General features: G+C 69.7%; 12 protein-coding genes. 7 read left to right on the top strand and 5 right to left on the bottom strand.

The window, feature by feature from the left end; all coding sequences use genetic code 11:
• Positions 1–7: 7 nt before the first annotated feature.
• Positions 8–430, bottom strand: coding sequence for a DUF2946 family protein (locus BW41_RS20850; RefSeq protein ID WP_037531421.1), 423 nt, complete (start codon positions 428–430; stop codon positions 8–10).
• Positions 431–622: 192 nt separating this feature from the next.
• Here BW41_RS20850 and BW41_RS03315 point away from each other — a divergent pair, with 192 nt between their 5' ends.
• Positions 623–1,804 (top strand): aspartyl protease family protein, encoded by a 1,182-nt coding sequence (locus BW41_RS03315; RefSeq protein WP_037531420.1) that lies wholly within the window; start codon positions 623–625, stop codon positions 1,802–1,804.
• A gap of 335 nt (positions 1,805–2,139) precedes the next feature.
• Here BW41_RS03315 and BW41_RS03310 read toward each other — a convergent pair whose 3' ends face one another.
• Both BW41_RS03310 and phaR read right to left on the bottom strand, forming a co-directional pair.
• The gene (locus BW41_RS03310; RefSeq protein ID WP_037531418.1) at positions 2,140–2,325 is read right to left on the bottom strand and encodes a hypothetical protein; all 186 of its coding nucleotides are present in this window, start codon (positions 2,323–2,325) and stop codon (positions 2,140–2,142) included.
• Between the two features lie 3 nt (positions 2,326–2,328).
• Entirely contained in the window at positions 2,329–2,886 is a 558-nt protein-coding gene (gene phaR, locus BW41_RS03305; RefSeq protein ID WP_037531415.1) for a polyhydroxyalkanoate synthesis repressor PhaR, read from the bottom strand.
• A gap of 107 nt (positions 2,887–2,993) precedes the next feature.
• On the opposite strand from phaR, the gene BW41_RS03300 reads away from it, so the two are divergent.
• From BW41_RS03300 to BW41_RS03285, 4 genes are all read left to right on the top strand, one after another.
• Positions 2,994–3,998, top strand: coding sequence for an alpha/beta fold hydrolase (locus BW41_RS03300; protein ID WP_051583227.1), 1,005 nt, complete (start codon positions 2,994–2,996; stop codon positions 3,996–3,998).
• Between the two features lie 7 nt (positions 3,999–4,005).
• Entirely contained in the window at positions 4,006–5,178 is a 1,173-nt protein-coding gene (locus BW41_RS03295; RefSeq protein ID WP_037531411.1) for an acetyl-CoA C-acetyltransferase, read from the top strand.
• A gap of 198 nt (positions 5,179–5,376) precedes the next feature.
• Positions 5,377–8,637, top strand: a complete 3,261-nt coding sequence (locus BW41_RS03290) for a TonB-dependent receptor domain-containing protein (protein WP_037531408.1) — start codon at positions 5,377–5,379, stop codon at positions 8,635–8,637.
• Between the two features lie 87 nt (positions 8,638–8,724).
• The gene (locus tag BW41_RS03285; RefSeq protein WP_235199492.1) at positions 8,725–9,654 is read left to right on the top strand and encodes a 2OG-Fe(II) oxygenase; all 930 of its coding nucleotides are present in this window, start codon (positions 8,725–8,727) and stop codon (positions 9,652–9,654) included.
• On the opposite strand, the gene BW41_RS03280 is transcribed toward BW41_RS03285, so the two are convergent.
• The gene (locus tag BW41_RS03280) at positions 9,655–10,677 is read right to left on the bottom strand and encodes an alanine racemase (protein WP_037531406.1); all 1,023 of its coding nucleotides are present in this window, start codon (positions 10,675–10,677) and stop codon (positions 9,655–9,657) included. It lies immediately after the preceding gene.
• 43 nt (positions 10,678–10,720) lie between these two features.
• Positions 10,721–12,745: a TonB-dependent receptor gene (locus tag BW41_RS03275; protein ID WP_152542096.1), complete on the bottom strand. Its 2,025-nt coding sequence runs from the start codon at positions 12,743–12,745 to the stop codon at positions 10,721–10,723.
• A 124-nt stretch (positions 12,746–12,869) separates the two neighbouring features.
• On the opposite strand from BW41_RS03275, the gene BW41_RS03270 reads away from it, so the two are divergent.
• Together BW41_RS03270 and BW41_RS03265 are read left to right on the top strand one after the other, a co-directional pair.
• Positions 12,870–13,199: a hypothetical protein gene (locus BW41_RS03270; RefSeq protein WP_037531404.1), complete on the top strand. Its 330-nt coding sequence runs from the start codon at positions 12,870–12,872 to the stop codon at positions 13,197–13,199.
• Between the two features lie 92 nt (positions 13,200–13,291).
• Positions 13,292–14,872 (top strand): aldehyde dehydrogenase (NADP(+)), encoded by a 1,581-nt coding sequence (locus BW41_RS03265; protein ID WP_037531403.1) that lies wholly within the window; start codon positions 13,292–13,294, stop codon positions 14,870–14,872.
• Positions 14,873–15,154: the final 282 nt, after the last annotated feature.

The raw sequence follows: 15,154 nt of genomic DNA, 5'->3' as shown, positions 1-15,154 counted from the left end.
GGTCGGATCAGGCGGGGCGCGGCGGTCCGCGCAGCGGCGGGCGGGGGTAGATGCGGTCGGGCAGGACCGGCCGGCGGTGCGGCCGCATCGCCAGCGCCATCGCAAAGGCGATCGCGAGCGCGAGCAGCAGCGGCACGACCGGCAGCGCGACGGCCTGCGCGAGCGCGCCGAACGGGCAAGGGCTGTCCGCGACCGGATGCGGTGCGCCCTGCGCGTCATGGCCGGCACCGGCATGCGCCATCGGCATCGTCATGGCCATCGGCGCGGCGCGCACCGGCCCATAACCGCTACAGATCGCCAGCACCGGCCGGCCATCGACCCGATCGATCATATAGCCCGCCGGCACGAGCAGCCGCACGGCGAGCGCCAGCGCCAGCAGCCACGCCGCCAGCGCGCGATGATCCAGCAACAGGCGGCGGAGCGACGTCACGCGCAATCCCTTAGGCGACGCGGCGGCGGCTGTCATTCACCGCGATGACGGCGGTGATGGGTGGGTGGATCGCGCCAGGGCCATGCCTGCACAAGCATCGAGCGACATTCGGCCCGATCCTCGACCGGGTTGATGCCACCCTGCCCCCAAGCCTTTGTGGCGGCGTCGGCGATCCGTCGTTAGGGTCCGGCGATGCGTCTGTTTCTTCCCCTGCTGCTGATCGCCGCCGCGCCCGTGCCTCCGGTGCGCGAAGGCGTGGCGACGCTCGCCGCCGACAGCGAAGCGCGCTGGGTGCCGTTCGATCTCACCCCGGGCAACCAGATCCGCTTCACGCTGACGCTCGATGCGCGCCCCGTGACCGCAATCCTCGATACCGGCGTGAGTTATTCGGTGCTGGCGAGCAAATCCGCCGCCGCCGATCCGGCGCGGATCACCGCCGACGGACAGGCGACGGCGATCGGCGGCGGCGGCAACGGCGCGGTGGCGGTCGGCTGGCTGCCGACCCGGCGGCTGGTGATCGGCGGGCTGACGCGCAGCGGCGGCGGCGTCACCGTCGCCGATCTACCGGCGCTCGCCACCGGCAGCGCACAGGCGGTCGACATGCTGATCGGCCGCGACGTCACCGGCGGCCATGCGCTCGACATCGATTATGCCAATCACCGCTTCCGCCTGCTCCCGTCGGGGCGGCTGCCGTTCGTCGGCGCGATCGCGCCGCTGACCATCTCGGCCGGGCGCCGCGTCTATGAGAGCAGCGCGACGATCGCGGGCAAGCGGCTGTCGCCGATGATCGTCGACACCGGCGACGGGTCGGCGCTGACGCTGTCGGCGGCGTCGGCGGCGAGTGCGGGCATCGCCAAGCTGCCGACGACGACGACCATCTCCTTCGGCCTCGCCGGCGAGACGGTGAGCACGCTCGCCATCCTGCCGGCGGTCGAGATCGGCCAGCAGCAGATCCGCAATGTCGAGACGCGCGTCGAGCCGCCCGCGGGCTTTTCGGAGACGATCGGCGTCGCCGGTCGGGTCGGATCGGGGCTGTTGCAGAGCTATCGGGTGCTGCTCGACCCCGGCGCCGGGCGGATGGTGCTCAAGCCCGGCCCCGATGCGGATGCGCCGCCGCTGCGCTCGACCAGCGGGCTGCTCGTCGGGCTGACGCGCGACCGGCTCAAGGTGCTGCACGTCATGCGCGGCGGACCGGCGGCGGCGGCGGGCTGGCGCGCCGGCGAGACGATCTGCCGGATCAACGACGCGCCGGTAACGGCCGACTATCCGACGAGCGCGCTGGCGAAATGGGCGATCGGTACGCCGGGAACGGTGGTGCGGCTCGGCCTGTGCGACGGGACGGTGCGGACCTTGACGCTGCGGCAATTCTACTGAAGATTTGATGCGCGCAGAGGCGCAGAGGACGCAGAGACAATGGCTGCGCCAGCAGCCCCACCTCACTCGTAGGACTGGGGCAAATCGTGCGCGGCAATAGAGACATCTCCGCGCCTCCGCGTGAACCCTATCTTCTTCTCGCCAATGGCTCATCCCCGCTTCTTATGAATGAGCGGCGGGCGAAGAAAAATTGTTCACCCGGAGGCGCGGAGGCGCGGAAGGATTGATCGTTCCGGCGATTCAAAGTCGCCATAACGGCAGAGGCGCTACACGCCGATCGGGACCCCTCCGCGCCTCTGCGCGAACCCAAACGCCCCCGCGTCGAAGAGAAAAAACTACCGCGTGTGCAGCCCGAGGCTGACCAGCAGGATCGTCGCGAGCAGCGCCGCCATCTGCACCGTCCGCCAGTCGATGAGGCCGACCCGGTCGGGATCGGCGCGCAACCGGCGACGGCGGTCGGCGAAGGCGGCGACGAGCGCGAGCAGTACCGTGCCGCCCGCGCCCCAGAACAGGAGCGGCATGGGTCAGCCGAGCTTTTCGACCTTGTCCTTCAGCCGCAACAATTCGGCCTTGAGCGCGGCGATCTCGTCGTCCTTGCTCGCCGGCGGCGCGGCGGGGGCGGGCGCGACCGCCGCCGCCGGGGTCTGGAACGCCTGCGCCGCGACCTCGAACATCTGCAGGTTGCGCTTGGCGATCTCGGCGAAGGGCGAGTGGGCGAAGGCGCCTTCGACCGCCGATTTGAACTGTTCCTGGTTGCGGCGGAAGCTGTCCATCGACGCCTCCAGATAGCCCGGCACCATCGCCTGCATCGAATCGCCGTACATCGAGATGAGCTGGCGCAGGAAGCTGACCGGCAGCATCGTCTGGCCGCGGCTTTCCTCTTCCATGATGATCTGGGTCAGCACGTTATGGGTGATGTCGTCGTCGGTCTTGGCGTCGACGACCTTGAAGTCGCGGCCGTCGCGGGTCATCGTCGCCAGATGGTCGAGCGTGATGTAGGACGAGGTCTCGGTATTGTAGAGGCGCCGGTTGGCGTATTTCTTGATGATGACGATTCCGTCGCCCCTGGCCTGTTTCCTCATACCGCTCCCCTGTTGCGCGACGGTGCGTTGCCGTGACTGATCCCGATGGTACGCCGCAATTTTTCGCACCGCAACACGGTCCGCGGCCGTTGCCCCTGTTCCTCGAGATGCTGCGCAGCGAAACCGCGGCGGAGCCGGCGCGCACCGCCGCCGCGCTGGCCGGTCTCGCCGCCTATCAGCAGGCGCCCCGCCCCGCGCCGCCTGCGCCGATGCCGGCGCTCGCCACCGCGGGGCGCGCGTCGCTGCGCTATTACGGCGGGCGCGGGCGCATGGTGGTGTTCGTGCCGTCACTGATCAATCCGCCGGCGATCCTCGACCTCGGCGAGGCATCGCTGGTCCGCTGGATGGCGCAACAGGGATTCCGCGTCGCGCTGGTCGACTGGGGATCGCCGGGGGCCGCAGACCGCGACATGGACATGACCGGCCACGTCGAATCGCTGCTGCTGCGGCTGATCGAGCAGCTCGACGAACCGCCGGTGCTGGTCGGCTATTGCCTCGGCGGGACGATGGCGCTCGCCGCGGCGGGGGCGACGCAGGTCGCGGGACTCGCGACGATCGCCGCGCCGTGGCATTTCGCCGGCTATGGCGATGCCGCGCCGGCGATGCTCGACCTGTGGCACGCCGCCGCGCCGACCGCGGAGGCGCTCGGCGTGCTGCCGATGGAGGCGTTGCAGGCGGGCTTCTGGCGGCTCGACCCGGCGCGCACCGTCGCCAAATATGAATCGTTCGGCCGGCTCGATCCGGACGGCGCGGCGGCGCGCGCCTTCGTCCGGCTCGAGGATTGGGCCAATGCCGGCGAGCCGCTGCCGCTCGCCGCGGCGCGCGACCTGTTCGAGGGCTTCGTCGCCGCCGACCGCCCCGGCACCGGCGGCTGGCCGATCCGCGGCGTCGCCGCCGGGCCGGAGCGCCTCACCTGCCCCGCGGTCGAGTTCGTCTCGCTCACCGACCGGATCGTCCCCGCGGCGACCGCCGCCGGGCTTGAAGATCGGCGCGACCTCGGCCTCGGCCATGTCGGGATGATCGTCGGCGGACGCGGGCGGGCGATGCTGTGGGAGCCGCTGGCGCACTGGATCGCCGCGCTGCCGGGCGGTAGACAGGCCGCAAAGGAGTAGGATCATCATGACCGAGATCGTTATCGCCGCCGCCAAGCGCACCCCCGTCGGCAGCTTCCTGGGCGCCTTCGCCGCCACCCCCGCGCACGAGCTCGGCCGCATCGCGATCGAGGCGGCGCTCGCCCAGGCCGGCGTCGACGGCGCCGACGTGTCCGAGGTGATCCTCGGCCAGGTGCTGACCGCGGCGCAGGGCCAGAATCCGGCGCGGCAGGCGTCGATGGCGGCGGGCATCCCCAAGGAGGTGCCGGCCTGGGGCGTCAACCAGGTGTGCGGATCGGGGCTGCGCGCGGTGGCGCTCGCCGCGCAGGCGATCCAGACCGGCGACGCGACGATCGTCGTCGCCGGCGGCCAGGAGAGCATGTCGCTGAGCGCGCACGCACAGACGATGCGCGGCGGCACCAAGATGGGCGCGATCAGCCTGGTCGACACGATGGTGGTCGACGGCCTCACCGACGTGTTCAACGGCTATCACATGGGCATCACCGCCGAGAATCTCGCCGAGGAATATCAGGTGACGCGCGCCGACCAGGACGCCTTCGCCGTCGCCAGCCAGAACAAGGCGGAGGCGGCACGCGCCGGCGGCCGTTTCGCCGACGAGATCGCGCCGGTGACGATCAAGGCCCGCAAGGGCGACACGGTGGTGGCGGACGACGAATATATCCGCGCCGGCGCGACTCTGGAGAGCGTCGGCGGCGTCCGCCCGGCGTTCAAGAAGGACGGCACCGTCACCGCCGCCAATGCCAGCGGCCTCAACGACGGCGCCGCCGCGCTGGTGCTGATGAGCCGTGAGGAGGCCGCAAAGCGCGGCGCGCCGGTGCTGGCGACGATCCGCAGCTGGGCGAGCGCGGGCGTCGACCCGTCGGTGATGGGGATCGGGCCGGTGCCCGCCTCGCAGAAGGCGCTCGACAAGGCCGGCTGGACGCTCGCCGATCTCGACCTGATCGAGGCCAATGAGGCGTTCGCGGCGCAGGCGCTGTCGGTCGGCAAGGCGCTCGGCTGGGATGCCGACAAGGTCAACGTCAATGGCGGCGCGATCGCGATCGGCCATCCGATCGGCGCGAGCGGCGCGCGCGTGCTCACCACGCTGCTTTACGAGATGCAGAAGCGCGATGCGAAGAAGGGGCTGGCGACGCTCTGCATCGGCGGCGGCATGGGCATCGCGATGTGCGTGGAGCGCTGAAGCGCCAGGACACCGGCGCTGACGTAAACGCAACATTTGGACATGACGGCGGTCACAATCGTGTCATTTTGGCGACACATTACAGCTAAATGACAAGATTGACACGTTTTGGAGGCATTGCCGCTTGTCCCTGCGGCCGTGCGTTTGCCAACATGGTCCCCTGACAAAGGCGATAAACGCCTGACACAGGGGACTATTATGAAGAACTGGTTGTTCTCCGCGAGCGCGCTCGCGGGCGGGATGCTGCTCGCCACCAATGCCTTCGCGCAAACCGCTCCCGATACGAATGCGCCGCAGGCCGGCAGCAACACGGCCGGGACCTCGATGGCGGCGCCCGATCAGGACGAGCCGACGCGGCCGTCCGAGGAAATCGTTATCACCGGATCGCGCATCCGTTCGCCCAACGCGGTATCGGTCGTGCCGATCACCACCGTGTCGGCCGCCGAGCTGACCCAGACCGCGCGCACCTCGATCGGTGACGTGCTCAACGATCTGCCGCAGCTGCAGAGCACCTACAGCCAGTCGAACTCGACGCGCTTCCTCGGCACCGGCGGTCTCAACCTGCTCGATCTGCGCGGGCTCGGCACGTCGCGCACGCTCGTCGTCGTCAACGGCCGCCGCCATGTCGGGTCTGACATCCTCAACAATGCGGTGTCGGTGGACGTCAACACGATCCCGACCGACCTGATCGAGGGCGTCGACCTCGTCACCGGCGGCAACTCCGCGGTCTACGGCTCGGACGCGATCGCCGGCGTCGTCAACTTCCGCCTCAAGCAGAATTTCGAAGGCCTGCAGATCCGCGCCCAGGGCGGCGTCAGCGACGAAAAGGACGCTGGCAGCTATTTCGTCAGCCTGACCGGCGGCAAGAATTTCGCTGACGGCCGTGGCAACCTCGCGGTCAACCTCGAATATGCCCGCACCGAGGCGCTGTTCGCGTCCGACCGCAAGGCCTATCGCCAGAACGATACGTTCGTCACGACCAACGTCGATGCGGCGGGTGTCGGCGTCGACGGCAAGCTCAACTATGACGGCGTGCCGGACGCGGTCTTCTTCCGCAACGTGCGCAGCGCGACGATCTTCGACGGCGGACTCGTTTCTTTCGCCGGAGCCGGGCTCGGCGCAACGTCCACTGCGCGCTGCGGCCGCGATCCGCTCGGCCGCGCCTATACCTGCAACTATCTGTTCCAGCCGGGCGGTTCGCTGATCCAGGAGACCGGCACGCGCGTCGGCATCGCCAACGGTACGGCAGCGGCCCCGTCGGCGGCCCCTGCGGGCTCCTTCATTGGGGGCAACGGCAACACGCGGCGTGAAGGCACGCTGGTCCAGCTGCTCCCGCAGCTCGATCGCTATTCGGCCAATCTCGTCGGCCACTTCGCCGTTTCGGACGCGTTCGTGCCGTTCGTCGAAGCCAAATATGTCCGCGTCGACTCGGTCAGCCTCGGCGGCTCGGGTCCGGCCTTCTATACCGGCTCGACGATCGACGCGCTGTACGAGCGTCCGCGCCTCGACAATCCGTTCCTCAGCGCGGATGCGAGTGCGGCACTGACCGCACAGGCGCTGCTGGCAGTCAACAATGGCATCAATCCCACCACCGGCGCGGCAATCACCGCCGCACAGGCAGCGACGCTGCGCACGCAGATCAACAGCGGCGCCTATCGCTTCATCCTGCGCAAGAACCTCACCGATCTTGGTTCGCGACGTGAGGATGCACGGCGCGAGACCTATCGCATCGTCGGTGGCGTGCGCGGCGACTTCGCCGACACGTTCAACTACGAGGTGTCGGCCAACTACGGCGAATTCAAGGAGCGCACCCGCGTTCTCGGCAACGTCGACGTGCAGCGGCTGAGCCTCGCACTCGACGCGGTGCGCAATCCGGCGACCGGTCAGATCGTCTGCGGCGCGCAGCTCGATGCCAGCCGCTTCGCCTTCGGTGAGGATGTCGGCGGCAATGCTGCGAACCTCGCCAACGACATCGCCAACTGCCAGCCGCTCAATCCGTTCGGCGTCGGCAGCATCTCCGATGCGACGCGCAATTACGTGCTGCGCAACACCGTCTCGGAAGGCAAGATCACCCAGCTTGACCTGCTGGCCAACCTTTCGGGTGATTCGTCGAAGTTCTTCAACCTGCCGGGCGGCGCGGTCGGCTTCTCGATCGGTGCGGAATATCGTCGCGAGACGAACTACTTCCAGGCCGATCCCTACGTGCAGGCCGGCTACACCTTCTACAACGCACTGGCGCGGTTCGATCCGCCGTCGTTCGAGGTGAAGGAAGCGTTCGGTGAGTTGCGTGTGCCGCTGCTCAAGGACATCACGCTGCTCAAGGAGGTCACGGTCGGCGCCGCCGGTCGCGTCTCCGACTACAAGGGCTCGGCGGGCACCGTTTACACCTACAACCTCAACGGCGTCTGGGCGCCGGTCGAGGGCGTCCGCCTGCGCGCCAATTACGGGCGGTCGGTGCGGGCACCGAACCTCAGCGAATTGTATGCATCGGCCGGGCAGAATTTCGCGCCTGGCTTCCTGGACCCGTGCTCGGCGGATAATCTCGGCCGCGGCACACAGTTCCGCGCCGCCAATTGCGCGGCTGCGGGCATTCCGACCAGCTACAACTACCAATACGTGCAGTCGCTCGAGATCCTGAGCGGTGGTAACGCCAACCTGCGTGCCGAGAAGTCGGACTCGTACACCTATGGCGCGGTGATTTCGCCGACCTTCGCGCCGGGACTGATCCTGTCGGTCGATTATTACAACATCAAGGTCAACAACGTCATCAACTCGGCGGGTGCACAGGCGACCGTCAACAACTGCTATGACTCACCGTCGATCACCAACAATCAGTTCTGCAATCAGTTCACCCGCGTTGCCGCCGGCGCGACCGGTCCGAATGGCGAACAATCCTATCGGATCATCGAAGGTGCATTGCTCGACAATCCGCTGAACTATGCGAGCCTGAAGCGGCGCGGTATCGACGCCAACCTGTCCTACGCGCACAGCTTCGGCGGTACGCGCCTGTCGGGTCAGGTGATCTACACGCATCTTCTGGAAGCCAGCAACTTCCTCAATCCGCTGCAGCCGGGCTTCGCGGATACTTTCGTCGGCGAGTTGGGCTATCCGAAGGATCAGGTGACGGTGAACCTCGGCGCCGATTTCGGCCTCGTCACGTTCGACACCCAGTTCCGCTATCTGTCGAAGCAGTCGGTCGGTGTGATCGAGAACCGGATCGCCTTTCAAGGCCGCCCGGCGCAGAATCTCGACGATTTCGACATCCCCTTCTATCCGGATGTCCTGTACATCGGCGCCAAGCTCGGCATCGATTTCAGCGAGCGGTCGACCTTCTATCTCGGCGTCGACAATCTCACCGATCGCCTGCCGCCGCTCGGCGCGACCGGCATCGGTGCGGGTAGCGCAATCTTCGACAATATCGGGCGTCGCTTCTACGCAGGCGTCACCGCGCGCTTCTAAGCGCTTCGGCAAACCGCACAACTTGGAGGGCCGGTGGTTTCCACCGGCCCTTTTTTCGTCCACCGTCGGGCCATGCAGATCGATCCGATGACCGCCGTCGCCGAGGTTCAACGGCGTGCCGCTGCCGGAGATGGCGAGGCGCTGTTCCAGCTCGGACTGTGGCAGTTGCAGGGCCGCCCCTTGCCGCGTGATCTGCCCGCCGCGCGTTCCTCGCTGCGACGTGCTGCGGCTACCGGCAACGTCGAGGCCCGGCTGATCGAGATCGCCCTCACTGCCAACGGCACCGGTGCCGCCGCCGACTGGCAGGCGGCTAGGCGCCTCCTGGGCGAGGCGGTCGCGGCGGGCGACGCGCCGGCGCGACAGCTGGAAACGCTGCTTGCGGCGATGCCGCTCGATGACGCGGGGGCGCCGGCAAGCCTGCCCCCGATCCAGCCACTCAGCGCCGACGGCAGCGTGCGTCGCGCCGCCGCGGCGTTCACGCCGGCGGAATGCGCGCATATCGCGCGTGCGGCCGACGATCTACTCGCGCCGGCGGTGGTGGTCGATCCGCGCACCGGGCGATCGGTGCCGCACCCCATCCGCACGTCGGACGCGGCCGTGATCGGCCCGGTGCGCGAGGATCCGGTGATCCGCGCCCTCAATCAGCGGATCGCCGCTTTGAGCGCCACCCAGATCGGCCAAGGCGAGGCGCTGACCGTATTGCGCTACCGGCCGGGGCAACAATTCCGCCTTCATTCGGACATTCTTCCGCAGGCGCGTAATCAACGCGTCACGACGGTGCTCGTCTATCTCAACGACGATTTTACCGGTGGCGAGACGACCTTTCCCGATCACAAGCTCATCATCCGCCCGCGCGTGGGAGACGCGATCATCTTCGACAATGTCGACGCTGCAAGCCGTGGCCTCACCACCGCCCGCCACGCCGGCGAGCCCGTCCGCAGCGGCGTCAAATGGCTCGCGACGCGGTGGATTCGGGCACGGCCGTTCGACGTCTGGACCGGACCCGAAGCGGTCTGATCAGCCCCACACCCGATCATACCGCTGCCCCAGCAGCGTCAGCAGCTCATATTGCGACATCCCGCTCGCCGCCGCCGCGTCGGGCAACGCGAAGTCGAGCGTCACCCAATCGCCCTCGCCCAGATCCGGGCTGGCGCTGACGTCGAGCGCGAGCAGGTCCATCGAGACGCGGCCGATCACCGGCAGGCGCCCCTCCCCCGCGGTGCCGGTGTCGGAGAAGCCGCGGACGTAACCGTCGGCATAGCCGAGGTTGAGGATCGCGACCTCGGTCGCCCGCGGCGCTCTCCACGTCGCGTTATAGCCGACCGTCTCGCCCGCCGCGACGGTACGACGTTGCAGCACCTGCGCCTGTGGCGTGACGACGCTGCGGATCCGCCCGGCATATTCGGGCCGGACGATGCCGCCGTAAAGCGCGATGCCGGGCCGGGTCAGATCGAAGGCATAATCGCCGCCGAGCGCGATACCACCCGAATTGGCGAGGCTCATCCGCCGGGCCGCGGTCGCCCCGGCGAGCGCGGCGAAGGCGGTGCGCTGGCGCGCGTTCATCGCGCTGTCCTCGTCGGCGCAGGCGAGATGGCTGAGCAGGGTCTCGATCGACAACCCGTCGAGCAGGCCGTCGCGCACCGCCTGCGGCGCGACGCCGAGCCGGTTGATCCCGGTATCAACCATCACGTCGCAGAGGCCGCCGCCCGCCGCGCGCCAGCGTGCCACCTGCGCCGCGCTGTTGAGCACCGGCCGGGCGATCCCCGCCAGCGCCAGCGGCATATCCTCGTCGCGCATGCCGTGCAGCACCGACAGCGACAGGCCGAGCGGGGCGAGCCGTTCCGCCTCCGCCCAGGTCGCGACGAAGAAATCGCGGCAGCCGGCGGCGGCGAGCCGCTCCGCCACCGCGGTGGCGCCGAGGCCATAGCCGTTCGCCTTGACCGCCGCGCCGCACGCCGCCGCGCCGCTCATCCGGTCGAGCGTGCGCCAATTGTCGGCAAGGGCTGCGGCATCGAGGCGGAGGCGAAGCGGTGCGGTCACGCGTGCCGCTTAATCGCCCGCGGCCGCCGCGTCGATGCCCGCGTCAGCCGAGCCGTGCGCGCAGCCCGATCCACAGCGTCCGCGGGGTGGCGCGCTCGACGATATACGCGCCGCTGATCCCCGCCTCGACGCGGGCATCGAACAGGTTCTCGGCGCGTGCCTCCAGCGTCAGCGCGCGGGTGAGCGGCAGCGCGGCATAGCCGTCGAGCGTCGTCGCGGGCGCGAGGCTGCGGCTGTTCTGATCGTCATCGAACTGTCGCGCGACATGGCGCAGCGTCGCCGACAGCGCGGCGCGTTCGCGGCGCCAGCCGAGCGTCGCCGACACCGCATCGCGCGGCGTCTGCGCCGGGCGCAGCCCGTCGAGCGTCGCCGCCGCACCCGAGGCGCGCACGCGCGCATCGACATGGCTCCACGAGGCGAGCGCGTCGAACGGCCCGAAGGCGTAGCGCGCGTCCACCTCCACCCCGGTCGAGCGGATCGCGTCGAGATTGCGGCGGACGCGCGACGCGCTGGTCGGCGTCGACGACAAAGTGACGTTGGCGATCGCATCGGTCAGCCGGTCGTGGAACACCGTCACGGCGAGGCTCGCTCCGGCAAGCGGGGTGAGCGTCGCGCCAGCCTCGATCCCGGTCAGCCGCTCGGGCGACAGCGCGGCGTTGGCGGCGGTGACGTCATTGCCGACGCGGAACGGCCGGTAGAGTTCGTTGAGCGTCGGCAGCCGCCAGCCGCGATAGCCGGCGGCGCGCAGCGTCAGCCAGTCGGCCGCGCGCCAGGCCGCACCGACCCGCCCGGTCGCCTCGTCCCCCGACCGGTCGGCGAAACGCGTATCGGTCAGCGCCGCGCCGCCGGCGAGCGGGCGTTCGCTGAGATAGCCGCCGTCGATCGTCCACCAGTCGATCCGCGCCGCGCCGGTCAGCGTCAGGTCGCCGAGCGTGACGCTGCCGTCGGCGAACAGGCCCTGCGTCCGCGTCTCGCCCCCCGCCTCGCGGCGCCGCGTCGGACGGGCGGCGACGAAGGTGAACAGCTCCTGCGTCTTGCCCGACACGTCGCGCAGATCGGCGCCGAGCCGCAGGTCGACGGTGTCGGCGACCGGCGGCTGCACCTCGATCCGCGCGCCGAGTCCGGTCGCGGGCGTGTTATATTGATTCAGCGACTGGCTGGCGGTGGTGCGCGCCGCGTTGACGCTGGCGAAGCTCGACGCGAAGGCGCGCGTCTGCAGATAGGCGAGCGCCGACCAGCCCCAGCGGCCGCGTCCGACCAGCCGCAGACTGGCGTCGGCCCCGTCGGACTGGTTGGCGGTATAAGCGGTGCCGCGCTCGCGCCGGTCGGTGAAGGCGCTGACATTGGCCTGGAGTTCGGTCGCCGGCGCGATCGTCACGACGGTGCGCAGCGCGGCGGAGGCCTGTTCGTAGGGCGCCGGCCGGTCGACCGGGCCACGCTGTCCGGCGACGGTGGGCACGAAGCCGTCGCCGCGCGCATAGGCCGCGGACAGCGTCGCGAAGCCGCCGTCGCGGACCAGGGCGGCATTGCCCTGCGCGTCGACCGAATCGCGGCTGCCGTAGAAGACGCTCGCGTCGAGCGGGGCGAGCTGGTCGGGTGTCGCGCTGTCGATCTGCACCGTGCCGGTGAGCGCCCCCGGGCCGAAATAGCCGCTGCCGCCGCCGCGCGTCACCCGCACCTGCCCCAACCGGCCGGTGGCATAGGCCGGAAAGGCGACCCAGCCGCCGAACGGATCGGCCTGCGGCACGCCGTCGACGATCAGCAGCGCCCGGCTCGACGCATTGCCGCCGATGCCGCGCAGGCTGATCCCCTGGCTGGTCGGATTGGCGCTGCGGCTGTCCGAGCGGCGGAATTGCTGGAGGCCGGCGACGTCGGCGAGCACGCTTTCGAGCCGCGCGGCGGCATTGGCCTGCAAGCGGTCGCGATCGATCGTGACGATGTCGAAGGCGCGCTCGCCGGGCGAATCGGGCAGGCCGCGCCCGGTGACGACGATGTCGTCGGCCGCCGCGCCAGTCTGCGCGACGGCGGGGGTGGCGAGCGTCAGGGCGGGCAGGATCAAATAGCGCATCGCCGCCCATTGACGCTTTTTCCGATGAAGAACAGCAATCTACCGCATCGCGGCAGGTTTCGGGTCGAAAATGTCGATGGGTAACGTAGCGGAACGATCCTCATCCTGTTGCGCTTGCCCTGTCATGGAAGACGACGAACCCCAGTCCGGATCGGCCGGACATGCTGCCGCCGCCGGCCACCCCCGCCCGACGCTGGGTGCCGAGGCCCTGCGCGACGAGCTCAACCGCGCGGCGTTGCGTCTGTCGCTCGACAGTGAGGGGACCGCCATCGACTTCATGCTACCGACGCTCGCCGAGCCGTGGGCGGGAGCCGGGCATAATTGGGACGTGCAGGCCTCCTGCCCCGAATCGCTCGACGCGATCGCCCGCCGCGCGGTCGAACAGGTCGCTGCGCTCTGGGATCTCGATCCGCAGGACAGCGGCGAGGCCGTGACGTTCGAAGCGGAGGAGTGAGCCTGACGCGCGACGAGGATCAACGTGCGCCATTGTCGCGGGGCGGCCGGTGGCCTAGATTAACTCAGACAATTTCCTGAGAGGTATTTCCGATGATCGACGGCGCCCTGCTGATCGGCGGCGAATCACGCCAAGCTTCCGACCGTTTCACCGCGGTCAATCCGGCGAGCGGCGAAACGCTGACCCCAGACTTCTCGTCGGCGCGTGCCGATGCGGTGGCCGAGGCCTGCGCGCTCGCCGAAGCGGCCTTCCCCGCCTTCGCCGCCACCGACCTCGAGGCGCGCGCCGCCTTCCTCGAAGGCATCGCGCAGAACATCCTCGACATCGGTGACGCGCTGATCGAGCGCGCGATGGCCGAGAGCGGCCTGCCGCGCGCCCGGTTGGAGGGCGAGCGTGGCCGGACCGTCGGTCAGCTGCGTCTGTTCGCCGGCGTCGTGCGCCAGGGCGACTTCCTCGACGCGACGATCGATCCGGCGCAGCCCGAGCGCGCGCCGCTGCCGCGCCCCGACCTGCGCCGCATCAACCTCGCCATCGGTCCGGTGGCGGTGTTCGGCGCCTCCAACTTCCCGCTCGCCTTTTCGGTGGCGGGCGGCGACACCGCCTCGGCGCTCGCCGCCGGCTGCCCGGTGGTGGTCAAGGGCCATCCCGCGCATCCCGGCACCGGCGAGCTGGTCGCCCGCGCGATCCAGCAGGCGGTGAAGACCGCCGGGCTGCCCGCCGGCGTCTTCTCCTATCTTCCCGGCGAAACGAACGAGCTGGGCGGCGCGCTGGTCGCCGATCCGCGCATCCAGGCGGTCGGCTTCACCGGCTCGCGCGCCGGCGGTCTCGCCCTCGCCCGCATCGCCGCCGAGCGCGACGAGCCGATCCCGGTCTATGCCGAGATGTCGAGCATCAATCCGGTGGTGATCTTCCCCGCCGCGCTCGCCGCACGCGGAGCGGCGCTCGCCAAGGAGTACGTCGCATCGCTGACGATGGGCGCGGGGCAGTTCTGCACCAACCCCGGCCTGGTGCTGGCGATCGACGGTCCGGAGCTCGACGCCTTCGTGCGCGACGCCGGCGCGGCGCTGACCGACAGCCAGCCGGCGACGATGCTGTCCCCCGGCATCCATGCGAGCTTCGAAAAGGGCGTCGAGGCGCTCGCCAGCCATTCCGCCGTGACGACGATCGCGCGCGGCAAGGTCGGCGAAGGTGTCAACCAGGCGGTCGGCGCGCTGTTCCAGACGACGGCGGAGCAGTTCCTCGCCGACGTCGCGCTGTCGCACGAGGTGTTCGGATCGTCGTCGGTGGTCGTCCGTTGCGCCAGCATCGACGAGATCATCGCGGTGGTCGGCAAGCTCGAAGGTCAGCTCACCGCGACGCTGCAGCTCGATCCCGCTGACGAGGCGGATGCGGCCAAGCTGATGCCGGTGATCGCACGCCGCGTCGGCCGCGTGCTGGCGAACGGCTGGCCGACCGGTGTCGAGGTGGCGCCGGCGATGGTCCACGGCGGCCCCTTCCCGGCGACGAGCGACGGGCGGACGACGTCGGTCGGCACGCTGGCGATCGCGCGCTTCCTGCGCCCGGTCTGCTTCCAGAACCTCGCGCCGGCGCTGCTGCCCGCCGCGCTGCGCGACGACAACGGCTGGAGCATCGCCCGCCGGCTCGACGGCAAGCGCGAAGCCAGCCCGCGGTAAGCTGTGGATGCTCCCGTCCAGGGGCGGGAGTGTCGTTCATGAGGCGGGCGGGTCGGCCTCTGGTCGCCCGCCCGCTTCTGTTTGAAGCGGAACGAGCCTTGCTGAACAGGCTCGGCATCACCTCGAACCGATCGTCGCGCCAGACGATGATCGAAACCTTCCCGAACCTCGCATCACCCCGGCGAAGACCGGGGTGGTGCGTGTCGCTACGGGACGACCTTCCGAGCGGCCTCGGATTGCTCCGGCGGCCGTCGCGCCGCAATATGTCGGGTTATGCTCGTG

The organism is Sphingomonas sp. RIT328, assembly GCF_000632225.1.
GTDB lineage: Bacteria > Pseudomonadota > Alphaproteobacteria > Sphingomonadales > Sphingomonadaceae > Sphingomonas > Sphingomonas kyungheensis.
The sequence above is the reverse complement of the archived record's forward strand: the minus strand, read 5'-3'. Positions and strand labels throughout refer to the sequence as shown.